This window comes from Lentzea indica (assembly GCF_012184385.1).
GTDB lineage: Bacteria > Actinomycetota > Actinomycetes > Mycobacteriales > Pseudonocardiaceae > Lentzea > Lentzea indica.
This window is the reverse complement of the sequence record NZ_VSRL01000138.1, coordinates 1-23,560: the sequence shown is the minus strand read 5'-3', so window position 1 is coordinate 23,560 and position 23,560 is coordinate 1. Positions and strand designations below refer to the sequence as shown.

Here is a 23,560-nt window from a genome sequence, read left to right as displayed (position 1 = left end):
GAGCTGCGCGCCATCGAGGGTCGCGGCCGACCTGTGCCGGGAAGGGCCACTGACAGGGGCAGGCGGCGCTGTTCGACCGCGGGGACGACGACTTCCACCTGGCCATCGCCGCCGCCTCGCACAACCAGTTCCTCGTCGCGGCCGTGCGCGAGGCCCGCCGCCTGCAACGCCAGTCCAACATCATCGGGATGAACGGCGCGGTGGGCAGCAACGCCGCGGAAGCGGTGGAGGAGCACGCCGCGATCTACCAGGCCATCCGGGGTGGCGACCCGGAGGCAGCCGCCGCGGCCGCCGCCGTGCACGTGGACAGGACCCTCGAGGACTACCGGCGGGAGATCCAGCGCCGCGTCTTCGGCTGACCTGGACCCGTCTTCCGGATGTGTGCTACAACCTTTCCGATGTTCAGCGCGATGAATCGCACTGAACCCGATGCAGTGACGCATCGAGGGAGGGACGCATGTCCGTCACAGGACTCCTGTACCTGACGCCGTGAGCGCGCCGTCGCCACCGGCCGCTCCAGGATCCACCCCGGCTTCGCCGGTCACCACCACACCACGCCCTCCGGGGCGAGGACTCTGACTGTCCACTGAGGACCAACCGGGTGCCGCACCGCCGGCAGCGCCCGGTAATGGACGCACGGCCGGTGTGCCCCAACGCCGGAGAACTCGAACAACCCCACCTTCAACGATGATACGAGGGTTGCAATGTTCAACAGTCCATCCCTGCGGCGGCGGGCCCGGCCGGCGGTAGCCGCCCTGATCGCCGCAGGACTCACGGCAACAACACTCGCGGTCTCCCCCGGCCCCGCCACCGCGGCGGCAAGCACGCTCGGGGCCGCGGCAGCGCAGAGCGGCCGGTACATGGGAGCCGCGGTCTCCCAGAGATATCTCGGCGAGTCGCCATACGTGAACACCTGGGCAACGGAGTTCAACAGCGTCACGCCGGAAAACGAGATGAAGTGGGACACCGTCGAGCCCAACCGGAACCAGTTCAACTTCGGACCGGCCGACCAGATCGTCAGCCAGGCGCGCAGCCGCGGCATGTCGATCCGCGGCCACACCTTCGTGTGGTACCAGCAGATGCCCGGCTGGCTGAACAACCTGGACGCGACCAACCTGCGCGCGGCGATGAACAACCACATCAACCAGGTGGCCGGCCACTGGAAGGGCCAGATTCACTCATGGGACGTGGTGAACGAGGCGTTCGAGGAGAACGGGACCCGTCGCCAGTGGCTCTTCCAGCAGAGACTCGGGGACGGCTACATCGAGGAGGCGTTCCGCACCGCGCGCGCCGCCGATCCCAACGCCAAGCTGTGTTACAACGACTACAACACGGACGGCGTCAACGCGAAGAGCACCGGCATCTACAACATGGTGCGCGACTTCAAGTCTCGCGGGGTGCCGATCGACTGCGTCGGCTTCCAGAGCCACCTCAGCTCCGGCGCGAACCTCAGCAGCTACCAGGCGAACCTGCAGCGCTTCGCCGACCTCGGCGTCGACGTGCAGATCACCGAGCTCGACGTCGGTGGCTCCGGCTCCGGTCAGGCCGCCGTGTACCGCACGGTGACACAGGCCTGCATGGCCGTGTCCCGCTGCACCGGCATCACCGTCTGGGGCGTCACGGACAAGTACTCGTGGCGCAACGACACCCCGTTGTTGTTCGACGGCAACTACAACAAGAAGCAGGCGTACACCGCAGTGCTCGACGCGCTCAACAGCAGCGGCGGTGGTGGCGGCAATGGAACGCTGCGTGCCGTGGCCGCCAACAGGTGCCTCGACGTGCCGAACGCCTCGACCAGCCCCGGCACCCAGTTGCAGATCTGGGACTGCCACAGCGGAACGAACCAGCAGTGGGCCCGCACGGCGTCAAGTGAGATCACGGTCTACACCGGTGACTCGCGGCGGTGCCTGGACACCTCCGGCACCGGAGCCGGGGCGAACGCGATCATCGCGAGCTGCAACGGCGGCAACAACCAGAAGTGGAACGTCAACAGCAACAGCACGATCACGAACGTCCAATCAGGACTGTGCCTGGACGTCAACGGCGCCGCGACCGCCAACGGCACCAGGGTGATCATCTGGTCCTGCAACGGCGGATCCAACCAGCAGTGGACCGGACTGAAGGCACCGGACCCCGGCACCGGCCCGCTGCCGTCGCGCTACTCGTGGAGCTCCAGCGCGCAGCTGATCGCGCCGAAGTCCGACGCAACGCACAACATCGCGGGCATCAAAGACCCGTCTGTGGTCTACCACAGCGGGAAGTGGCACGTCTTCGCCAGCGTGGCGAACGCGGCAGGCTACAACCTGGTGTACCTGAGCTTCACCGACTGGTCGCAGGCGAGCGCGGCACCGCACTTCTACCTCGACCGGTCGGCATCGGCACGGGTTACCGGGCCGCACCCGAGGTGTTCTACTTCGCGCCGCAGAACCTGTGGTACCTGGTCTACCAGGACGGCAACGCCGCCTACTCGACCAACCCCGACATCAACAACCCGGCGGGGTGGACCGCGCCGAAGCACTTCTACCCGGAGATGCCGAAGATCATCCGGGACAACATCGGCAACGGGTACTGGGTCGACATGTGGGTCATCTGCGACACGGCCGACTGCCACCTGTTCTCCTCGGACGACAACGGCCACCTGTACCGCTCGCAGACCCCGATCGGGAACTTCCCCAACGGCATGAGCGAGCCGGTCATCGCCGCCCAGGACCCCGACAGGTACAAGCTCTTCGAAGCGGCGAACGTGTACAAAGTGGACGGTTCGAACCAGTACCTCCTGCTCGTGGAGGCGATCGGCGCGCAGGGGCGGTACTTCCGCTCCTGGACGTCCACCAGCATCGCCGGACCGTACACGCCACTGGCCGACGCGGAAGGCGTCCCGTTCGCGGGCCCGGCCAACGTCACGTTCCCCGGCGGCGCGTGGACCCGCGACATCAGCCACGGCGAGATGATCCGGACCGGCACCGACCAGACGCTGACCATCAGCCCGTGCAACATGCGCTACCTGTACCAGGGCCGTGATCCCAACTCCGGCGGCGACTACAACAGCCTGCCGTGGCGGCTGGGCCTGCTCACGCAAACCAATTCCACCTGCTGACCGGCTAGGAGACGAACGTTGTCCAACACATCAGACGAACGTGAGCCGGTCCGCCGACGCATCATCCGCCGGCGCACGCTGCTCGGCGGCGGGCTCGCGGCGCTGGCCGCTCCCGCACTGGGCAAGCCCGCGCTCGCCGAGACCGCGCTTGCCCAGACCAGACTGACCGAAATCGCGACGGCACAGGGGACCGGAGATGTCGGGGCGGCGGCATGGGTCGACCCGCCCAACGGCTATCCCGAGTGGAACAACAACATCGGGTACTTCCAGGTCAACTCCCAGCCCGCGCACGCCACATTCATGCCGTACGCCGATCTCCAGCAGGCGCTGACCGGCGACCGCACCAACTCGCCGTTCCGGCTCGACCTGACCGGCATCTGGAAGTTCAAGCACGTCAACCGTGTGGCGGACCGGGACCAGAACTTCTGGCGCACCGACTACAACGACGGCAGCTGGGCCACTCTCCCGGTGCCGTCCAGCTGGCAGCTGCACGGCTACGACAACCCGATCTACACCAACGTCCCGTACCCGTGGTGGGGCAACAACGGCCAGAACGAGAACACGCAGCCGCCGTTCGCACCGTCGCGGGTCAGTCCCGTCGGTCAGTACCGCCGGACGTTCACGCTCCCGCCCGCGTGGCAGGGGCGTCGTATCAACATCCACTTCGAGGGCGTCAAGGCCGGGTTCTACCTGTGGGTCAACGGCACGAAGGTGGGGTACCGCGAGGGTTCGTACACGCCGTCCGAGTTCGACATCACCGACCACGTCAAGGCGGGCTCGAACCTGATCGCGGTCGAGGTCTTCAAGTTCCCGGACGGGGACTGGCTGGAGGACCAGGACATGATCCGGCTGTCCGGGATCTTCCGGCCGGTCTGGCTCTACTCGCTCCCGCCCGCGCACCTGCGCGACTTCACCATCACCACGCCGCTGCGGGACAACTACACCAACGCCGACCTCGCGGTGGCGGTGATCGTCCGCAACAACGGCGGCCAGCAGCCGGGCACGTTCACGGTGGAAACCCAGCTGTACGACCAGAACCGGCAGCCCGTGTGGCCGGAACCGTTGCGGACACCGGTGAACTCCCCTTCCCCTGGTCAGGAAGCGACCGCGCGTGGGTCGAAGGCGGTGCAGGGACCGAGACTCTGGTCGGCCGAGCATCCCAACCTCTACACCGCTGTGCTCACGTTGCGCGATCCGTCGGGCGCGGTGACCCAGACGGTGTCGGCGCGGGTCGGCTTCCGCGAGTTCGCCCTCAAGAACGGGCTCATGCGGATCAACGGCCTGCCGGTGTCGTTGCGCGGCACCAACCGGCACGAGATGCATCCGGACCGCGGGACGGCGATGACCCGTGAGGACCACGTCCGCGACATCACGGTGATGAAGCAGCTCAACATCAACTCGGTCCGCACGTCGCACTACCCGAACAACACCGTGTTCTACGAACTCGCCGACGAGTACGGCATTTACGTCGTGGACGAGACCAACCTGGAGACGCACGGGATCCGCGACAACTATCCGGCCTCCAGGTCGGACTGGACCTCGAACGTCCTCGACCGCGCGGCCCAGATGGTCCACCGGGACAAGAACCACCCGTCGGTGATCATGTGGTCGCTCGGCAACGAGGCCGGCGGCGGCAGCAACTTCGTGACGATGCGCGACTGGATCCGCGCGGCCGACCCCACCCGGATCATCCAGTACGAGGGCGACAACCGCCCCCAGGTCAGCGACATCCGTTCCGCCATGTACGAAAGCCCGGCGGGGGTGGCGAACCGGGCGAGGGACACGAACGACCGACGGCCGTACGTGATGATCGAGTACACCCACTGCATGGGCAACTCCGGCGGCAACCTCAAGGAGTACTGGGACATCATCCGGGCCAACCCGATCCTGCAGGGCGGCTGGATCTGGGACTTCGTCGACCAGTCCCTGACCTGGAAGACCTCGACCGGCGTCACGTACCTCGCCTACGGCGGCGACTGGGGCGACAACCCGAACGACGGTGCCTTCTGCGGCGACGGCATCGTCACCCCCGACCGGCGGATCAGCGGCAAGGGCGTCGAGGTCAAGCAGGTCTACCAGGCGATCAACGCCGCCAACGCCGGCGCCGCCGGGGCCGTCCAGATCACCAACGAGTACCTGTTCACCAACGTCAACGAGTTCGTCGGCGCCTGGGCACTGGTCGCCGACGGCACGGTTGTCCAAAGTGGAGAGCTGACCGCGGAACAGCTGAACATCCCGCCGCTGTCGAACAAGACGGTGCAGGTGCCGGTCCAGCGCCCGGCCAACCCGGCGCCGGGGGAAGAGCACTTCCTCCAGTTGTCGTTCAAGCTGCGGGCGGCGACGCCGTGGGCAGGGGCCGGTTTCGAGGTGGCCAAGCAACAGCTGCCGATCAACTTCAGCAGCCCGCCGGTCGTGCCGACGCCGGTCACGTCGGTGCCGGTGGTGACCGCCACCGAGACCAACGATCGGATCACCGTCACCGGCCAGGACTTCAGCGTGGTCATCGCGAAGGCGTCCGGGCTGATCACCTCCTACGACGCGATGGGCATGCGGCTGCTGAACTCCGGCTCCGTCCCGAACTTCTGGCGGGCGCCGACCGACAACGACGTCGGCAACGGCCATCCGAACCGCAACGGCACGTGGCGCAACGCCGGCACGAACCGGACGGTGAGCCGCGTGACCCTCGACCGGCCGTCCGACCGCGCGGCACGGATCACCGTCAACGGCACGCTGCCGACCAGCACGGCGTCGACCTACTCGACGACGTACACCATCTACGGCAACGGCGAGATCAAGGTCGACAACTTCCTGCACCCCGGATCGTCGAGCCTGCCCTACATCCCCGAGGTCGGCACGATGCTGTTCGTGCCGGGTGAGCTGTCCCGGCTGCGCTACTACGGCCGGGGCCCGCACGAGAACCAGTGGGACCGCAAGACCGGCTCGGACGTCGGCGTGTACTCCTCGACCGTCGCCGAGCAGTGGACCGGCTACCTCAGGCCGCAGGAGAACGGCAACAAGACCGACGTCCGCTGGGTGGCGCTGGTCAACGGCAGCGGCCGCGGGCTGTTGGCATACGCCGAACCGCTGCTGGAGGTCAACGCGTCCTACTTCACCCCGGAGGACCTCTCGAAAGGTGTCCGGCACGACTACCAGCTGACCAGGCGGCAGGACGTGGTGCTGCGGTTGAACCTGCGGCAGACGGGCGTCGGCGGCAACGACAGCTGGGGCGCGCACCCGCTCGACACGTACAAGCTGTTCCCCAACCGGGACTACACCTACACGTACCGGTTGAAGCCGTTGCCCGACATCGGCGAGGCGTTGGCGCTGTCCCGCAAGCCGGTCGGGACCGCCGGTGGCGGCACCGGTGTGGTGCAACCGGGAGTGGACTACCGTCTCGTCGCCCAGCACAGCAACAAGCTGGTCGACATCAACGGTGCCTCCACCGCGGCGGGTGCCACGGCGATCCAGTGGGCGGCCACGGGTGGGCAGAACCAGGTGTTCGACTTCATCGACTCCGGTGGCGGCTACTACCGGATCCGTGCGCGGCACAGCGGTCTCGTGCTCCAGGTCGCGAGCTCGAGCACCGGCGCCGACATCACGCAGCAGACCGACACCAACGCGACCAGCCAGCAGTGGCAGGTGGTCGACCAGGGCCTCGGCGTGATCAGCCTGGTCAACCGGCAGAGCGGCCTCACCATGGACGTGTGGGAACAGTCGACCGCCGACGGTGCCCGCATCTCCCAGTGGACCGCGGGCAGCGGCCTCAACCAGCGTTTCCTGCTCCAGCGCCTCTAGTGGCGACGTGAGTGGTTTCCGCCGCGGCGGAAACCACTCACGCCACCGCGTCCGTGCCCGCCACCACCTCCGGCCGCAGCAGGTCGGCCAAGGTCTGAGCGGGCAGCAAACCCTTCTCCAGCACCAGTTCGGCCACTCCCCTGCCGGTGGCGAGCGCTTCCTTGGCGATCGCGGTGGCCGCGGTGTAGCCGATGTGCGGGTTGAGAGCGGTGACCAGGCCGATGGAGTTCTCGACCATCGCCCGCAGCACCTCGGTGTTGGCGGTGATGCCGGAGACACAACGCTCGGCCAGCGTCACGCACGCCGCCCTCAGGTGCGTGATCGACTCCGACAGCGAGTGCAGGATGATCGGCTCGAAAGCGTTGAGCTGCAACTGGCCCGCCTCGGCCGCCATGGTGATGGTGACGTCGTTGCCGATCACCTCGAAGGCGACCTGGTTGACGACCTCGGGAATCACGGGGTTGACCTTGCCCGGCATGATCGACGAACCGGCCTGCACGGGCGGCAGGTTGATCTCGCCGAAGCCGGCGCGCGGCCCCGACGACAGCAGGCGCAGGTCGTTGCAGGTCTTCGAGAGCTTGACGGCGATCCGCTTGAGGACGCCCGACATCTGCACGAACGCGCCGCAGTCCTGGGTGGCCTCGACCAGGTTCGCTGCGGTGACGAGAGGCAGGCCGGTGATCGCGGCGAGGTGACGGCGGGCCGCCTCGGTGTAGCCGGGCGCCGCGTTGAGGCCCGTACCGATCGCGGTGGCGCCCAGGTTGATCTCGTGGATCAGCCCGACCGCCTCGGCCAGCCGCAGGCGGTCCTCGTCGAGCATGACCGCGTACGTGGAGAACTCCTGCCCGAGCGTCATGGGAACCGCGTCCTGCAGCTGCGTGCGGCCCATCTTCAGCACGTCGCGGAACTCGACGGCCTTGCGGGCGAACGCGTCCTGGAGCACGGACATCGCGTCGAGCAGTCCCCGCACGGCGAAGATCGTCGCGATCCGCACGGCCGTCGGATAGACGTCGTTCGTGGACTGACCGAGGTTGACGTCCTCGTTGGGGTGCAGGAACCCGTACTGACCCTTCTCGTGGCCGAGCAGCTCCAGCGCGCGGTTCGCCACGACCTCGTTGGCGTTCATGTTGGTCGAGGTGCCGGCTCCGCCCTGGATGACGTCCACGACGAACTGGTCGAGCAGCTTGCCCGCCCGAATCTCGCGGCACGCCTCGGCGATCGCGTCGGCCTTCGCCGAGTCCAGCAGCCCCAGTTCCTCGTTGGCGAGCGCGGCGGCTTCCTTGACGGCGGCCAATGCTTCGACCAGGTGCGGGTAGGAGGAGATCGACGTGCCGGTGATCGGGAAGTTCTCCTTCGCGCGCAACGTGTGCACGCCCCAGTAGGCGTCGGCGGGAACGTCACGGTCGCCGAGCAGGTCGTGCTCTCTTCGGGAGTCTGCGGCGGTCATGGCTTTTGCTGCTCTCTCAGGAAGGGAGTGGGGGCCTTCCGCGACGCGAGGGCGGTCGCGGAAGGCCAGACGGTGTCAGCTCCAGCGGTCCTTGGCCTTGTAGTAGGCGCCGCCGAACGGCAGGAACCAGGCGGTGCCGTTGTAGAACGGCACGGGAACCTTCGGGAAACCGAGGCCGCGCAACGGGTTCGCCTCCGGCTTGCCGTCCATCACGTCGGCCATGGCCCGGCCCATGTACGTGGCCATCTGGACGCCGTGACCGCAGTACCCCATGGAGTAGTACAGGCCGTCGACCTCGCCCGCGTGCGGGATGCGGTCCCAGGAGAAGCCGACCATGCCGCCCCACACGTAGTCGATCCGCACCCCCGCCAGCTGCGGGAAGATCTCCGTCATCTCCCGCTTGAGGATGTCGCCGCTCTTGATGTCGGAAGCCGGGTTGGAGGGAGCGAAGCGCGCCCGGCCGCCGAAGGCGAGGCGGTTGTCCGGGGTGAGGCGGACGTAGTGGCCGACGTTCTTGTGGGCGACCAGCAGGCGGCCGTTCGGGATGAGCTCCTTGGCGCGCGCCTCCCCGAGCGGCTCGGTGACGATGATGAAGCTGCCGACGTTGATCAGCCGCTTCCGGAACCACGGCATCGACTTGTCGCTGTAGGCGTCCGTCGCCGCCATGACCTGCTTGGCGCGGATGGTGCCGTGCAGGGTCTCCACCACGAAGCCGCCGCCGGGAAGACGGGTGAGGCCGGTGGCGGCGTTGCGCTCGTGGATCTCGGCGCCGGCGCGCTCGGCGGCGGCCGCCATACCGACGACGAACTTGCCCACGTGCAGGCCCGCGCTGAGCGGGTCGAGCAGAGCGCCGTGGTAGTAGTCCGAGCCGATCTCGGCCCGCAGGTCGCTCTTGCTCAGCACGACCGTCTCGTGACCGAAGTTCTCGGCCAGCTCGCGCTGCTTGGCCTGCAGGCCCTCGACGTGCCCGGCCTTGCAGGCCAGGCCGAGCCGGCCGGAACGCACGAAGTCGCAGTCGATCTGCTCCTTCAGCGTCAGCTCCTCCACGAGGTCCACGGCCTCGCGGAAGGAGTTGTAGAGCTCGAGTGCGCGCTCCTGGCCGTAACGCTTGCGTGCCTCGCCGGGCGGGATCGTGATGCCCTGCGTGCACATGCTGCCGTTGCGGCCCGATGCACCGGAGCCGATCTTGTCCTTCTCGACCAGCACCACCGACGCACCCTTGAGTGCCGCGTGGTAGGCGGTCGACAGGCCGGTGAGACCGCCGCCGATGACCACGACGTCCGCGCTCTCGGGAAGTGGCCTGCCCGTGCGGTCGGGCAGCTGGGGGGCGGTGTCGAGCCAGTAGGGGATCTGTTTCATGGCGACGGCTCCTCCTGTTTCAGCAGCCGAGCAGAGCGGGCAGCCCGGAGAGGTCGGACAGCTCGTCGTAGGGCTGGTAGTCGCTGCTGCCGGGACGGCCGTAGCGGTTGATCCACACGCGACGCTTCAGGCCGAGGTCCCTGGTGGGGATGTGGTCGTACTCCCAGCCCTGCGCGACGTGGATCACCTGGCTCGGGTCGACGTCCATGGTCTGGAAGGCGTACTCGAACGTCTGCCGGTCCGGCTTGTACGCCTTGGCCTGCTGCGCGGTGATCACGTAGTCGAACTCGACGCCGATGTTCTCGACGTTGCGCGCGATGAGGTTGTCGTCGGTGTTGGAGATGATCGCGATCTCGTACTTGGTCTTCAACGCCCGCAGCGCGTCCGGCACCTCGGGGAAGGGGCCGAACGTCGGCACGGCCTCGACGAGGGCGTCGCCGTCGGACTCGCGGTACTCCAGGCCGTGCAGCCGCATGGCGTTGCGCAGGCTGGAGTGCAGGATCTCGTGGTAGGGCCGGTAGGCCTCCAGAACCGCCTGGAAGCGCATGACCCGGAAGTCGTCCAGGAACTCGTCGACGTCCAGTCCGTCGAGGTCCAGCCGGTCGGCCAGCACCTTCAGGGTGGTCGGGGCGAGCTCGAAGTTGATCAGGGTCGCGTAGGCGTCGAAGGTGACGATCTGACGCATGGTTCCAATCCTTTTCTCAGACCACCCGGTCGCCGGGGGGCACGATCTCGTCGAGTGCGGCCAGGTCGGCCTCGGTGGGGATCCAGCCGGCCGCCGCCGCGTTGGCGGTGACCTGCTGCGGGGTCATGGCGCCGCAGATGACGGAGCCGACGGCGGGCAGCGCGGCCAGCCCGCCCACGGCGACCTCGAGGAGAGTGAGTCCTCGCTGTGCGCCGTACGCCGTGAGTGCCTCGACGCGGTCGAGGGCCGCGTCGGTGAGCCAGCCCTGCCGCCACGACAGGCGGCTGCCGGCCGGTGGTTCCTCTCCCCTGCGGTACTTGCCGCTGAGCAGTCCGTTGGCCAGCGGGTAGTAGGGCAGGACGCCGATGCCCAGGCTCAGGCAGGTGGGCGTGAGCTCGGTTTCCACGCCGCGGTCCAGCAGGTGGTAACGCGCCTGCGTGCTGACGAAGCCGGCGGTGAGCTGCTCGGCGGGCAGGTTGGAGCAGCCGATGTGGCGCACCTTCCCTTCCCGCACCAGTTCCTCCAGCGCCGCAACGGTTTCCTCGATCGGAGTCACGCCGTCGGGCTCGTGGTACTGGTACAGGTCGATCCAGTCCGTGCCGAGCCGGTGCAGCGACGCTTCGACGGCGTGCCGGACGTACCGGCGAGAGCCGCGCGGCCCGTAACTGTCGTCCTGCGAGCTCATCTCCATACCGAACTTGGTCGCCAGGACGACCTCGTCGCGGCGGCCCTTGAGCGCGGCGCCGAGCAACCGTTCGCTGGAGCCACGCGCGTCCTTGCCGCCGTACATGTCGGCGGTGTCGAACAACGTGACGCCCGCGTCGAGTGCGGCGTGGACGACCGCCTTGGTTCCCTCCTCGTCGAGGCGGGCGCCGAAGTTGTTGCCACCCAAGCCCACCACCGAGATGGTGGGACCGCGTTCGCCCAGGCTGCGGTATCTCATGTGCTGTTCCCGAACCCGATGCAGACGTTCTTGACCTGCGTGTAGCTCGCCAGCGCCTCCAGGCCCTTCTCCCGGCCCCAGCCGCTGTGCTTGTAGCCGCCGAAGGGCAGTTCCACACCGGTGCCGACGCCGGTGGCGTTGACGTGGACCTGGCCGGCGCGGATGCCGTGTGCCATCCGCAGGGCCTTGTCGATGTCACGCGTCCACACGTACGACGACAGGCCGTACGGGCTGTCGTTGGCGATCTCCAGGGCCTCGTCGACGTCGTCGAGCTCGACGACGGTGACGACGGGACCGAAGATCTCCTCGCGGGCGACCCTGTCCTGGTTGGTCAGTCCGGAAAGGACGGTCGGCGCGACGTAGTAGCCACGGCGAAGCGTCAGGTCCGCGGGTTCGCCACCGCCGGCGCTGACCGTCGCGCCCTCCTCGCGGGCCAGGTCCAGGTACCCCAGCACGCGGTCGCGCTGGCGTGCCGAGACGAGCGGCCCGACGTCCGGGTCGGTGAGGCCGGGACCCACGCGCAGGGAAGCCGCGTGCGCCGCCAGCTTGTCCAGGAACTCCTCGGCACCGCGCTGCAGCAGCAATCGCGTGCCCGCCGAGCAGGTCTGGCCCGCGTTGCCGAACGCCGAGGCCGCGACGGCACCCAGCGCCAGGTCGAAGTCGGCGTCGGCGAAGACGACGACCGGCGACTTGCCGCCCAGCTCCACGACGGAGGGCACGACGTTGGCCGCGGCCGCCTGGGCGACCTTGATCCCGGTGGCCACCGAGCCGGTGAACGTCACCTGGTCGATGCCGGGATGCCCGGCCAGCGCCGCGCCGGTCTCACCATCGCCGGGGACGACGTTGAGCACGCCCGGCGGCAGCCCGCACTCCAGCGCGATCCTGCCGATCTCCAACGGCGTCAGCGGCGCTTCCGGTGACGGCTTGAGCACCACCGTGCAGCCCGCCGCCAGTGCCGGCGCACTCCCCCGCGCGGTGTTCTGCAGCGGGTAGTTGAACGGGATGATCTGCCCGGACACGCCGATCGGCTCGCGGACGGTGTAGTCGATCAGCACAGCCGGACGCGAGCACGAGGACAGCCAACAGGAGCACCAGTCGCCGCATGACACCACCATGCCAGACGCGACATGGTGCTCCTGTTAGCGGCTCACGAGTAGTCGCGGAATCCCTTGCCGGTCTTGCGGCCGAGGCGACCCGCCGTCACCAGGTGCTCCAGCAACGGCGCCGGCGCGAAACCGGGCTCGCGGAACTCGTTGAAGAGCGTGCGCTGGATCGCCAGCGACACGTCGAGGCCCACGACGTCCAGCAGCGCGAACGGCCCCATCGGCAGACCACAGCCGACCTTCATGGCGTTGTCGATGTCGTCGGCCTCCGCGTAGTGGGCCTCCAGCATCTTCACCGCGTCGTTGAGGTACGGGAAGAGCAGCGCGTTCACGATGAAGCCGGCCACGTCGCCACAGTGCACCGGGTGCTTGCCGAGGTCGAGGCAGATCTTGCGGGCCGTCGCGACCACGTCGGCGCCCGTGGAGATCGTCTCGACGATCTCGACGAGCTTCATGACCTGCGCCGGGTTGAAGAAGTGCAGGCCGACGACGTCCGCGGGCCTCGACGTGGCCGCCGCGATCTCGATGACCGGCAGTGAGGACGTGGTCGTCGCGAGCACGGCACCGGGCTTGCACACCTCGTCGAGCGCCGCGAAGACGTCCTTCTTGACGCCGATCTCCTCGGCCACCGCCTCGACGACCAGGTCGCAGTCCGCGAGCTCGACGAACTCCACGGCGGGCGTGATCCGCGCGAGCGTCGCGTCCCTGTCGGTTTCCGCGAGCTTGCCCTTGGAGACCGCACGGTCCAGCGACTTGCGCACGGCACCGATCGCCGTTTCGGTCTTCTCCAGGCTGCGGGCGCGCAACACCACGTCGTAACCGCGCTTCGCGAACACCTCGGCGATGCCGGTCGCCATGGTGCCGGTGCCGATGACGCCGACCCGCTGGACTTCACGGGTCTGGGCTGCGGTGTCCACTCCGGACGGTGTCTGCGCGTCCGCCACGACGACCGGCGAGTCAGGGCCGTCGTAGGTGTAGAAGCCGCGCCCGGTCTTCCTGCCCAGCAGGCCCGCGGTGATCATCTGCTTGAGCAGCGGCGCCGGGGCGTGCAGGCGGTTGCGCGACTGGTGGTACATCGTGTCGAGGATTTCGTACGCGGTGTCGAGACCGATGAGGTCCAGCAGCGCCAACGGCCCCATCGGGTAGCCGCAGCCGTACCGCATGGCCGCGTCGAGGTCCTCCCGCGTCGCGTACCTGGACTCCAGCATCTTGACCGCGTGGTTGAGGTACGGGAACAGCAACGCGTTGGCGATGAAGCCCGCCCTGTCACCGATCACGACCGGCGACTTGCCCAGCCGCTCGGTGAACGCCACCACGTCGGTGATCACGTCCGGCTCCGTGACGACCGTGCGCACGACCTCGACCAGCTTCAGCACCTGCGTCGGGTTGAAGAAGTGCAGGCCGACGACCTTGCCTGGCCGCTTGGTGACCACGCTGATCTCGGTGATCGACAACGACGACGTGTTCGACGCGATGATCGCCTCTGGCTTGAGGATCTCATCAAGCTCTTTGAAGATCCGAGCCTTCAGCTCGACGTTCTCCGGCACCGCCTCGATCACCAGGTCGCACTCGGCGAGGCTGGTCAGGTCGAGGCTCGTGGTGATCCGGCCGTGGAGCGCGGTCTTCTCGTCCTCGGTCAGCTTCTCGCGCTTGACGGCCCGCTTCGTCGAGTGCTCCAGGTGCCCGAGGCCGCGCTCGACGCCGGCCGCGTCGACTTCCACCACCTTGACCGTGAGCCCGGTGCGCGCGAGTACCTCCACGATGCCCGCGCCCATGGTTCCGAAGCCGACGACTCCGACGGTGTTGATTTCGCGCGCCACTGCAGACCTCCCTGCCGGGTAAAGCGTGGGCTACCAAGGAGTAACTTGCGGGCGACTATGCCACTCCCAGCGCGAGCAGCGGCCGTGAGCTTCGCCATCAGGATCGAAACAGTTATCGGTCTAGCAAACGCCTAGACCCGGAGTTCTGCCTGATGAACCCGTGTGGGGCAGCGCGAAGTTGCGACATCCGGGTTGCGCGGGCCTGGTCGTGGCCGCGTTGGAACGGCGTCGGCCGTGCTGAACCGTGCGGGTCGTGTTCGGGCTCGGGCTCCGTGCATCGGACAGGCACGGCCATACCCCGTCACAGGTTCCGCGTTTCGGGACCGAGGGCACGCCCGCGCGATGCCGTTGGACACCGTGCGACAGCACTAGCTCCTAGTCGTCGAACCCCCTGTCCGCCAGCTCCTCAACACGCCGCACCGCCTCCCTCGCGTCCTTCCCGGTTGCCACCACGGTGATCGACTTGCCGCCGGGCGCGCTCAGCCCCATCAACGCCAGCACGCTGGCCGCGTTCGCCTCCTCGTCGCCGTAGCGGACGACGACGTCGGCGTCGAGTTCGGCCACGCTCCGCGCCAGCAGCGCCGCCGGGCGTGCGTGCAGGCCGACCTCGTTGGTGAGCAGGACTTCTGCCGACACCGTGTCCGGCACGAGGTGCAGCGCGGGACGGCTCGGCGCGGCCACCGGAGCCTCACCGGACGCGCCTCCGCCGCTGACGCGACATCAGACAGCGAGGCACCTCCTTGCGCGGCAACAGCGGCTGCCACGGCGCCCTCCACCAGCGGTGCGTCGACCACGGAGTAGCGGGACGGGTCGTCCGCGGACTCCACGGCCATTTCGGCGGTCATCTTGGCGCTGCCCAGGTCGTACAGCACGACGACGCCCGCGCCGGAGTCCGCGTCGGCGAGGGCCTCGACCACCGAGCCGTAGTCGGTGCCCAGTCCGCCCTCCTCCGTGCCGCCGACGGGCAGGACCGAGACATCGGGGGCCATCTGGGTGGCGAGCTCCGCGACACCGTTCGCGAGCATGTCGCTGTGGGACACGACGACCAGCCCGACCCTGCTGGTGTCCGACGCCGCCGTCATGCCTTGGCCGCCGCGTCCGCGAAGGCCCGCAACAACAACGCGGTCGAGCGCGCCCCGGGATCGAGGTGGCCGGCGCTGCGCTCACCGAGGTACGAAGCACGCCCCTTGCGCGCCACCATCGGCACCGTCGACTCAGCGCCCTCGAAAGCCGCATCAGCCGCCGCGGACAGCACCGCGGCCACCGAACTGTCCACCGAAGCGGCGGCGGCGACAGCGGGCGTCAGAGCGTCCACCATCGTCTTGTCACCCACCACGGCCTTGCCGCGCGCCACCACGCCGTCCAGCGCGGCCCGCAAGGCCTTGGACACCGCCTCGCAGTCGAGCTCCTCGGCCTCTCCCACCGCGGCGGCCGCACGCAGGAACGCGGTGCCGTACAACGGACCGGCCGCGCCGCCCACCGTGGAGATCAGCGTCGTGGCCACCAGCTTCAAGACCTTGCCGGGAGTCGCGGGCTCTTCAGCGTCCAAACGGGACAGCACGGCGGTGAAGCCGCGCCGCATGTTCTCGCCGTGGTCGGCGTCGCCGATCGCCTGGTCCAGGCGCACCAGCTCGTCGCGGTGCTCCTGCACCACCGCGGCGGCCACCCTGAGCGCCGCCACGACGTCCGCTGCCGTGCACCCCACCTCAGACTCCCCACCGCAGTGCGGCCGTGTGCACCGGCGCGTCCCACAGCTCGATCATCTCGTCGTCCAGCCGAAGCAGCGTGAGACTCATGCCCTGCATCTCCAGACTGGTGATGTACGGGCCGACGAGCCTGCGTTCCACCGTGATCCCCCGATCGGCCAGCAGCTGTTCCGCGATGCCGTGCGCCAAGTACAACTCGATCAACGGAGTTCCGCCCATCGAGTTCGTGAACAGCAGCACCCGGTCACCCGAGGCGAACGGCAGATCCTCCAGAACCGGTTCGAGCAACGCCGACACCATCTCCGAAGCCGACCCCACGGGAACCCGCTGGCGGCCGGGCTCGCCGTGGATGCCGATGCCGATCTCCATCTCGTCGTCGGCCAGGGCAAAGCTCGGCTCGCCCACGTGCGGCACCGTGCACGACGTCAACGCGAGCCCCATCGACCGCACGGAGCCGATCACCCGCTGAGCCAGCGCCTCGCAGGCAGCAAGATCGTCGCCGCGCTCCGCCGCCGCGCCCACGATCTTCTCCAGCAGCACCGTGCCACCGACGCCACGGCGCCCGGCCGTGTACAGCGAGTCCTTCACCGCCACGTCGTCGTCGATCACGACGCTGCGCACCTCTGACTCCGCGAGCTCACCGGCCATCTCGAAGTTCAGCACGTCGCCGGTGTAGTTCTTCACGATCAGCAACGCGCCAGCCCCGCCGTCGGTCCGCACCACAGCGTCGAGCACCTGGTCCGACGTCGGCGATGTGAACACGGCGCCGGGACAGGCCGCGTCGAGCATCCCGCGCCCGACGAACCCTCCGTGCAACGGTTCGTGGCCCGACCCGCCGCCCGAGATGATCGCGACCTTGCCCCGCACCGGGGCGTCCGCGCGCACGACGACGGCCGGGTCGAGGTGCACGGTCAGCAGATCGGGATGGGCAGCCTGCATTCCCCGCAGCGCGTCCTGCACCACGGTTTCCGGATCATTGATGATCTTCTTCATCGAGGAGCCCTCCCGATCGGCGGTGACCGTGTTCCTTCTTACTCCGGGGGTCTGACACTCGGAACGGGCAATCGACCCAGGTACCGTTAGCCTGCCCTAATAATCGCAGGTCAGGATTACTGCAAGTAGCGGAGGAACCACGTCGTGCCGAAGAGAGCAGCGCTGCTCGCCGCAGTCGCCTTGGTGCTCGCCGCCTGCGGCCAGAGCACACCGGACAAGCCCACCGTCGCCCAGGGTGGCGAGGACTTCGGCAAGGCCTACCAGCTGAGCAACGGCTTCGGGACGACCTCCAAGCCGGGTGAGTTCCCCCGCACGATCAAGCACGCGATGGGCGAGACCGAGCTCAAGAAGAAGCCCGAACGGGTGATCGTGCTCGACACGGGTGAACTCGACAACGTCGTCGCGCTCGGCATCAAGCCCGTCGGCATCGCCTACACCGACGGCTCCCCGACCATGCCGTCCTACATCGGCGACAAGGGCGGCAAGCCGGAGAACGTCGGCACGATCAACAACCTCAACCTCGAGGCGATCACCAAGCTCAACCCGGACCTGATCCTGGGCTCGCAGCTGCGCGCGGAGGCCCTCTACCCGAAGCTGAGCGCGATCGCCCCGACCGTGTTCGCGGTGCGCCCCGGCTACGTGTGGAAGGAGAACTTCCTCCTCAACGCCGCCGCGCTCGACCGCCAGGCCGACGCCGCGAAGATGCTCGAGGACTACACGAACAAGGCCACCGAGACCGGCACCGCCATCGAGAAGAAGCTCGGCGTGCGCCCGACCGTGACGGCACTGCGCTTCATGCCGGGCAAGATTCGCCTCTACGCCAAGAAGTCCTTCATCGGCACGATCCTGATCGACGCCAAGATCCCGCAGCCGACCGCGTCCCAGGTGGACGACCTGGCGGCCGAGGTGAGCGCCGAGCAGGTCGGCAAGGCCGACGGCGACTTCGTCGTCTACTCCACCTACGGCGACCCGGCCAAGACCGCGCAGGCCTCGGTGCTGGGCGGCCCGCTGTGGAGCGGCCTGAACGCCGTCAAGGCCGGCAAGGCCAAGCCCGTCCTCGACGAGACCTACTTCCTCGGTCTCGGCGTGCTGGCCGCGAACGTGGTGCTGGACGACCTGAAGAAGCAGCTCGGCGCCTGACCTGCGAACGCGCGGATGCTCTTACCGTCCGAAGAGCATCCGCGCGAGCCGCAGCATCTGCTTGCCCGCCATGGAAGACCTGTCGAACGTCGCCATGTTGATCAGCGACGCGAACTTCTGCTTCGTCACGGCCTTGGCGTAGGTGAACTCGCGCAGCCCGTCCTCGCCGTGGATGCGCCCGAACCCGGAGTCGCCGACACCGCCGAACGGCAGCCCGGGAATCGCCGCGTAGGTCAGCACCGAGTTGACCGACACCATGCCGACCCGCAGCTCCCGCGCCAGTTCCTCGCCGCGCGACTTCGAGAAGACGGCGGCACCCAGCCCGTACTTCGACTGGTTCGCCAGCCGGACACCCTCCAGGGCGTTGGGCACCCGGTTGATCACGACGGTCGGCCCGAAGGTCTCCTCGGTGATCGCCAGCGAGTCCTCCGGCACGTCCGTGAGCACCACCGGCTCGACGTACGGCGGCCTGATCGACTCCGGACCACCCACGAGCGCCTTGCCGCCGCGGTCCAGAGCGTCCTGCACGTGCTCGCGGATGATCTCCACCTGCGACGGCATCGTGATCGGCCCGAGGTTCGCGTTGGGCTCGCCGCCCGGCTTGAGCTTGCGCGCCCGCTTCACCACGATCTCGGTGAACTCGTCGGCGACGTCCTCGGCCACGTAAACGCGCTCCACGCCAGCGCACGTCTGGCCGGCGTTGGACACCGCACCCCAGATCGCGGCCTCGGCTGCAGCGGTCAGATCGGCGTCGGAGTCGACGATCAGCGCGTCCTTGCCGCCGCACTCCACCAGCACCGGCGTCAACGTCGAAGCGCACGCGGCCATGACCTTCTTGCCGGTCCGCGTCGATCCCGTGAACGCGATCTTGTCGGCGCCCGAGGCGCACAACGCGGCACCCGTCTCGCCGAAGCCCGTGACGACCTGGAACACCGGATACTCCGGCACCGCCTCGGTGAACGTCGACGAGAGGAACGTGCCGACACCCGGCGTGAACTCCGACGGCTTGAACACGACGGCGTTGCCCGCGGCCAGGGCGTAGGAGATCGAACCCATCGGCGTGTGCGCGGGGTAGTTCCACGGCCCGATGACGCCGATCACGCCCAACGGCCGGTACTCGAGCGTCGCGCTGTGGTTGAACATCAGCATGCCTGGGGAGACCCGCCGCTTGCCCAGCACGCGCCCGGCGTGCTTCGAGGCCCAGTGCAGGTGGTCCATCACCAGCGCGACCTCGACACGGGAGTCGTCGGCGGGCTTGCCGGTCTCCGAGCTGATCAGCCCGATGAACTCGTCGGCGCGCTGCGACAGCACTCTGCGCCACGCGTCGAGCTTGGTCTTGCGGCCCTCGAAGCCGAGGCCCGCCCACCACGCGGCGGCCTCACGCGCAGAGGACACCGCGTCCTCGACCTCGGCGGCCGTGTGGATCGGATGATGCGCGACGACCTCGCCCGTGCGCGGGTCCAGTGATGCGAACCGCCGCTGCTCGCCATCAGCCGACAGCGCGCTGTCCGAAGCGGTCTGCGTCATGGGCCCTCCCGGTACTCGCCAGTAACCTCGACACTAACGCGTACTCGAACAACTTTCAGCCCCCGCCTGGTCCCGTCAGGCCGCGGGCAGACTGGGAAGCACTGCCTTCGCGAAGGTCTGGGCCGCCTGGCAGCGGTCGAACTCCTTCTCCTTCGAGCCCGCCGCGATGAACTCCGCGATCTCGCCGGCGTCGCTCGAGTCCTTGGTGCGGACCACGACCAGCTCGCAGGTCGGGAACGAGCCGTCCTTGAACGCCTGGTAGCCCTTCACGCCGCCGCCGAGATCGACCTCGACGGACTTGCTGTCGAACTTGCCGTCCTTCGGGATGCGCGTCGTCTTGAACTCGAGCTGCAGCTGCGAGCTCTGCCCCGACCACGAGCACTGGTGCAGACCGTACGGCAAGGACCGCGGCGAGGCGCCGAGCACCGGTGCGAGCGCCGCCTTCTCCACGATCGTGCATGGGTCGACCTCGACCGGCGAACCCTTCGGCGGGCTGTACTTCTGCGGGTTGCCCTTGAGCTTGCGCACCGCGCCCTCGAGCACCTTGCGCCCCGGCTCGCACGCCTCACCACCGTCGTTGCCGGTGCTCACCTGGATCCTGGCGGCCTGCGGCGGGTTCTCCTGCGTCACGGCCGTGACGAAGCACGACGTGTTGCTCAGCTTCTGCTCGCCGCTCTTCAGACCGGCGATCTGCTTGGTCGCGTTCTTCACCTCGGTGGACGTCAGCGAGTAGCCGATGTCCAGCGTGATGTTGAGCGTCTTGCCCGCCTTGTTCTTCATGTAGTTCGAGCAGCGCGTGTAGGAGCTGCTCGAGTACTTCGACGGCGTGCCGACCGTCTGCAGCAGGTCCTTCTCCATCAACGCGCACGGGTTGATCAGCCGCAGCCGTTCCGCCGCGAACGCGGGGTCGACCGGCTTGTTCGGCTGCGCCGACGGCTTGACCGACGGGTCGGTCGAGCTCGCGTCCGCACCCGCCTGAACGGTGCGGCGAGGTGAGTTGGTCTTGGCAAGACCCGGACCGGTGGCGCAGCCGGCCATCAGCAACGCAGCGGCGGCGACCACGGCCGTGGCACGAAAACGGAGCACGACGTGCACGGTAGCGACCTTTGCGCGCCTTCGTGGGCGGTACCCCGAGTTGGCCCGTGGCACATGTCACCCAGCGCTACGGGAACGATTCAGAAGATCAACGCGCTGTACCTGGTGAAGACCCCGACAGAAGGAGAAACGTGCGTAACCGCATTCGCCGCGCATTCAACTGGCTCGACGCGTGGACGATCGAGGCCTTCAACCCTGTTTACCCAGGTCGTCCCCAGTCGTAGTCGCCGTTTTCGCGAACTGGGGCCGCAGCGTCGCCCACGCGGCGAACACCGCCGCCAGCACCACCATGGCGATGCCGGCCCACAGGTTGATGTTGACCCCTTCGGCCTTCTTGAGGTCGTCGTCGGACGTGAACCCGAGACCGACGACGACCAGTACGACGCCGTACAGGCCGAAGAGGAAAGCGATGATCAATCGCAGGTCGAACAACCTCATGGCGGCCTCCCTCAGCCGAAGATGACGTAGAGAACGGTCGTCAGCGCCAGCACTCCGCCACCGAGCAGGGCGGGCGAGCGGTACCAGCCCGCGTCCTCACCGGTGGTGGAGTGCGACCTGTCCGCCTTGGGCGTCAGGCTGTAGACCAGCCCGACGAGCTCGCTGTCCGGCTTCGGTCGCGTGACCAGGCTGACCGCGACGCTCACGACGACGTCCACCACGAACGCGAGACCCGCGCCGAGGAAGCTCGCGCCCTGACCTGGCAGCTCCAGCCACTTGATGCCGAACGACGGCTCCGAGATCGCGTAGATGAACATCGCGGTGAACGTGCCCGCGAGCAGACCCACCCAGCCCGCGGTGGGCGTCATCCGCTTCCAGAACATGCCGACGATGAACGTCGCGAACAGCGGCGCGTTGAAGAACGAGAACAGCGCCTGGATGTAGTCCATGATGTTGGACCCGCCGAGCGCCGCCGCGATGAACGCCGTGCCGATCGCCAGCACGCACGCGCCGACCGTGGCCAGGCGTCCCACCCGCAGGTAGTACTCGTCCGGCCGGTCCTTCTTGATGTAGTCCTGCCACAGGTCGTACGTGAAGACCGTGTTGAACGAGCTGACGTTCGCCGCCACCCCGGCCATGAAGCTCGCCAGCAGACCCGTGATCGCGATGCCGAGGATGCCGTTGGGCAGCAGGTCGCGCATGAGCAGCGGCAGCACGTTGTTGTACACCACGCCACTGCTCGTGTCGCCGGCCTTGAGCTGCGCCATCTCCGGCACGATCACCGCGGCGATGATGCCGGGGATGATGATGATCGCCGGGATGAGCGCCTTCGGGTACGCGCCGATGATCGGCGTCCGCTTGGCCGCGGACATCGACTTGGCGCTCATCGCGCGCTGCACCTCGGCGAAGTTCGTCGTCCAGTAACCGAACGACAGCACGAAACCGAGACCGAACACCAGTCCGACGACACTCCACACCGGACTGTTGATGCCGGTGAGCTCCGTCGCCGGCCACGCGCTCAGCTGCTCCTGGTCCGTCACCTTCTGGACCAGCCCCTGCCAGCCACCGACCTTGATCAGGCCGACGATCGTCAGCGGCGCGAGCGCGGCCACGATCACGAAGAACTGCAGCACCTCGTTGTAGATCGCGGCACTGAGGCCACCGAGGGCCGTGTATGCGAGCACCACCATCGCGGCCACCACGATGGAGACCGGCAACGGCCACCCGAGCAGCGCGTCGATGATCACCGCGAGCGCGAACAGGTTGATGCCCGCGATCAGGACCTGGGCGACGGCGAAGCTGATGGCGTTGACGAGGTGCGCGGGCTTTCCGAAGCGCCGCAGCATGAACTCGGGAACACTGCGCACCTTCGAGCCGTAGTAGAACGGCATCATCACCAGACCGAGGAACACCATCGCGGGGATGGCGCCGATCCAGTAGTAGTGCACGGTCGCCATGCCGTACTGCGCGCCGTTCGCCGTCATGCCCATCAGCTCGAGCGCACCGAGGTTCGCCGAGATGAACGCGAGCCCGGTGACCCACGCCGGCAGCGACCGTCCTGACAACAGGAAGTCGAGACTGGAGGAGACGGATCGTCGTGCCATCACGCCGATCCCGAGCACCACCACGAAGTAGATGACGAGCAACGCGTAGTCGATCGGTCCCGCGTCAAGCCGCAGGTCCGCCTCGGCCAACACCGACACCGCCCACCTCCCGAACTCCAACAAAGTCGAACACGAACGACCAGGAGGCGACGTTACTCCAGGTGCGCCGGTTCTTACCCCATGTGCATGATCACAAAACCACGACCGGACATGGGGCGCTCACAGAAGTCCGGGCAACCGGCTCAGGCGGGCTGCAGCGGCTCGTACAGCACCACGATTTCCGACTTCTGCACGACCACCGAGCTGCTTCTGATCGTGTAGGTGTAGACGCCGTTGCGCGCCACCCAGGCCGCGCCGGTCGACGTGGCGGGCAGGCTGATGTGATTGTCGGCGTCCGCGGGCTTCCCCTTCACCTGCCCGTCGTAGTACACCTGCCCGTCCGCCGCGCGACACAACGTGATCAGGTGCTTGTCCGTCTGGTACGCGGCGACGAGCGTGGAGCCCGATCCCCCGCCCGGCAGCCAGGTGGCGGTCGCCGCGGGGCAGGGCGTGCCGCCCACGAGTGTCGACCCGTGGCCCGTGGTGGGCACCTCGATCGTCTTGATCCCTTCGACCAGCGGCGGCCCGAAGACCAGCGCCGCCAGCCCGATCCCGGTCCATCGCGCCACCTTCTTGCGGCGCCGGGTCCAGAACTTCCTGCCCGACGGCCTGGGATAGGCAGCAGGGGCGGGCGGGCGCGACATCGGCGGTGGCGGCATCGGCGGGTGCCGGGCCCAGAGGTCGGTGCTGCCGGCGGGAGCGGAGGTGG

17 protein-coding genes and 3 pseudogenes are annotated in these 23,560 nt (G+C 68.1%); 6 read left to right on the top strand and 14 right to left on the bottom strand.

Translation table 11 applies throughout. From position 1 onward, the window contains the following. Positions 1 to 68 precede the first annotated feature (68 nt). From FXN61_RS30595 to lacZ, 5 genes and pseudogenes are all read left to right on the top strand, one after another. Positions 69 to 359: an FCD domain-containing protein gene (locus tag FXN61_RS30595; RefSeq protein WP_312878104.1), complete on the top strand. Its 291-nt coding sequence runs from the start codon at positions 69 to 71 to the stop codon at positions 357 to 359. 345 nt (positions 360 to 704) lie between these two features. Next, positions 705 to 1,649: pseudogene (locus FXN61_RS53000) on the top strand (glycoside hydrolase family 10 protein); the annotation flags it as partial. A gap of 48 nt (positions 1,650 to 1,697) precedes the next feature. Then, positions 1,698 to 2,057 (top strand): annotated as a pseudogene (locus tag FXN61_RS56975) (RICIN domain-containing protein); the annotation flags it as partial. Next, positions 1,979 to 3,097, top strand: a complete 1,119-nt coding sequence (locus tag FXN61_RS55785; protein ID WP_312878103.1) for a glycoside hydrolase family 62 protein — start codon at positions 1,979 to 1,981, stop codon at positions 3,095 to 3,097. The pseudogene FXN61_RS56975 and the gene FXN61_RS55785, both read left to right, overlap by 79 nt. A gap of 18 nt (positions 3,098 to 3,115) precedes the next feature. After that, positions 3,116 to 6,892 carry a beta-galactosidase, LacZ type gene (gene lacZ / locus FXN61_RS30585; protein ID WP_188135643.1) on the top strand — a complete coding sequence of 1,259 codons (3,777 nt, stop codon included), beginning with the start codon at positions 3,116 to 3,118 and terminating at the stop codon, positions 6,890 to 6,892. A gap of 37 nt (positions 6,893 to 6,929) precedes the next feature. On the opposite strand, the gene aspA is transcribed toward lacZ, so the two are convergent. The 9 genes and pseudogenes from aspA to dhaK form a co-directional block, all read right to left on the bottom strand. Further along, positions 6,930 to 8,339 carry an aspartate ammonia-lyase gene (gene aspA, locus FXN61_RS30580; protein ID WP_167977463.1) on the bottom strand — a complete coding sequence of 470 codons (1,410 nt, stop codon included), beginning with the start codon at positions 8,337 to 8,339 and terminating at the stop codon, positions 6,930 to 6,932. A gap of 75 nt (positions 8,340 to 8,414) precedes the next feature. Beyond that, on the bottom strand, positions 8,415 to 9,698 hold the full coding sequence (locus FXN61_RS30575; RefSeq protein WP_167977462.1) for an NAD(P)/FAD-dependent oxidoreductase: 1,284 nt from the start codon (positions 9,696 to 9,698) through the stop codon (positions 8,415 to 8,417). A gap of 19 nt (positions 9,699 to 9,717) precedes the next feature. Next, positions 9,718 to 10,383, bottom strand: coding sequence for a haloacid dehalogenase type II (locus tag FXN61_RS30570; RefSeq protein WP_167977461.1), 666 nt, complete (start codon positions 10,381 to 10,383; stop codon positions 9,718 to 9,720). Between the two features lie 16 nt (positions 10,384 to 10,399). Then, a complete protein-coding gene (locus tag FXN61_RS30565) occupies positions 10,400 to 11,326 on the bottom strand; it encodes an aldo/keto reductase (RefSeq protein WP_167977460.1) in 927 nt (308 codons plus the stop codon). After that, entirely contained in the window at positions 11,323 to 12,381 is a 1,059-nt protein-coding gene (locus FXN61_RS30560; protein WP_223165666.1) for an aldehyde dehydrogenase family protein, read from the bottom strand. Before FXN61_RS30560 ends, FXN61_RS30565 begins: the two co-directional genes overlap by 4 nt. A gap of 92 nt (positions 12,382 to 12,473) precedes the next feature. Beyond that, positions 12,474 to 14,249 carry a 3-hydroxyacyl-CoA dehydrogenase family protein gene (locus tag FXN61_RS30555; protein WP_167977459.1) on the bottom strand — a complete coding sequence of 592 codons (1,776 nt, stop codon included), beginning with the start codon at positions 14,247 to 14,249 and terminating at the stop codon, positions 12,474 to 12,476. A 375-nt stretch (positions 14,250 to 14,624) separates the two neighbouring features. Next, a pseudogene (gene dhaM / locus FXN61_RS30550) lies at positions 14,625 to 15,331 on the bottom strand (dihydroxyacetone kinase phosphoryl donor subunit DhaM). Next, complete coding sequence (dhaL, locus tag FXN61_RS30545; protein WP_167977458.1) at positions 15,328 to 15,954, bottom strand: dihydroxyacetone kinase subunit DhaL; 627 nt, start codon at positions 15,952 to 15,954, stop codon at positions 15,328 to 15,330. The pseudogene dhaM and the gene dhaL overlap by 4 nt, the downstream one beginning before the upstream one ends. Before the next feature lies 1 nt (position 15,955). Continuing rightward, positions 15,956 to 16,948, bottom strand: a complete 993-nt coding sequence (gene dhaK, locus FXN61_RS30540) for a dihydroxyacetone kinase subunit DhaK (protein WP_167977457.1) — start codon at positions 16,946 to 16,948, stop codon at positions 15,956 to 15,958. Between the two features lie 144 nt (positions 16,949 to 17,092). Between dhaK and FXN61_RS30535 the strand changes: the two genes are divergently transcribed. Next, positions 17,093 to 18,088 carry an ABC transporter substrate-binding protein gene (locus tag FXN61_RS30535; protein WP_167977456.1) on the top strand — a complete coding sequence of 332 codons (996 nt, stop codon included), beginning with the start codon at positions 17,093 to 17,095 and terminating at the stop codon, positions 18,086 to 18,088. 21 nt (positions 18,089 to 18,109) lie between these two features. Here FXN61_RS30535 and FXN61_RS30530 read toward each other — a convergent pair whose 3' ends face one another. From FXN61_RS30530 to FXN61_RS30510, 5 genes are all read right to left on the bottom strand, one after another. Then, positions 18,110 to 19,615, bottom strand: a complete 1,506-nt coding sequence (locus FXN61_RS30530; protein WP_167977455.1) for an aldehyde dehydrogenase family protein — start codon at positions 19,613 to 19,615, stop codon at positions 18,110 to 18,112. Positions 19,616 to 19,690: 75 nt separating this feature from the next. Further along, the gene (locus FXN61_RS30525; protein ID WP_167977454.1) at positions 19,691 to 20,701 is read right to left on the bottom strand and encodes a hypothetical protein; all 1,011 of its coding nucleotides are present in this window, start codon (positions 20,699 to 20,701) and stop codon (positions 19,691 to 19,693) included. Positions 20,702 to 20,899: 198 nt separating this feature from the next. Next, entirely contained in the window at positions 20,900 to 21,148 is a 249-nt protein-coding gene (locus FXN61_RS30520) for a hypothetical protein (protein WP_167977453.1), read from the bottom strand. Positions 21,149 to 21,159: 11 nt separating this feature from the next. Then, positions 21,160 to 22,851 carry a sodium:solute symporter family protein gene (locus tag FXN61_RS30515; protein WP_167977452.1) on the bottom strand — a complete coding sequence of 564 codons (1,692 nt, stop codon included), beginning with the start codon at positions 22,849 to 22,851 and terminating at the stop codon, positions 21,160 to 21,162. 143 nt (positions 22,852 to 22,994) lie between these two features. Continuing rightward, a partial coding sequence (locus FXN61_RS30510) for a hypothetical protein (RefSeq protein ID WP_167977451.1) occupies positions 22,995 to 23,560 on the bottom strand: 566 nt, incomplete at its 5' end.

Coding starts and splice junctions, on each gene's coding strand:
- aspA (WP_167977463.1), bottom strand. CDS start 8,339: ATGACCGCCGCAGACTCCCGAAGAGAGCACGACCTGCTCGGCGACCGT.
- FXN61_RS30530 (WP_167977455.1), bottom strand. CDS start 19,615: ATGACGCAGACCGCTTCGGACAGCGCGCTGTCGGCTGATGGCGAGCAG.
- FXN61_RS30575 (WP_167977462.1), bottom strand. CDS start 9,698: ATGAAACAGATCCCCTACTGGCTCGACACCGCCCCCCAGCTGCCCGAC.
- FXN61_RS30570 (WP_167977461.1), bottom strand. CDS start 10,383: ATGCGTCAGATCGTCACCTTCGACGCCTACGCGACCCTGATCAACTTC.
- FXN61_RS30565 (WP_167977460.1), bottom strand. CDS start 11,326: ATGAGATACCGCAGCCTGGGCGAACGCGGTCCCACCATCTCGGTGGTG.
- dhaK (WP_167977457.1), bottom strand. CDS start 16,948: ATGAAGAAGATCATCAATGATCCGGAAACCGTGGTGCAGGACGCGCTG.
- FXN61_RS30520 (WP_167977453.1), bottom strand. CDS start 21,148: ATGAGGTTGTTCGACCTGCGATTGATCATCGCTTTCCTCTTCGGCCTG.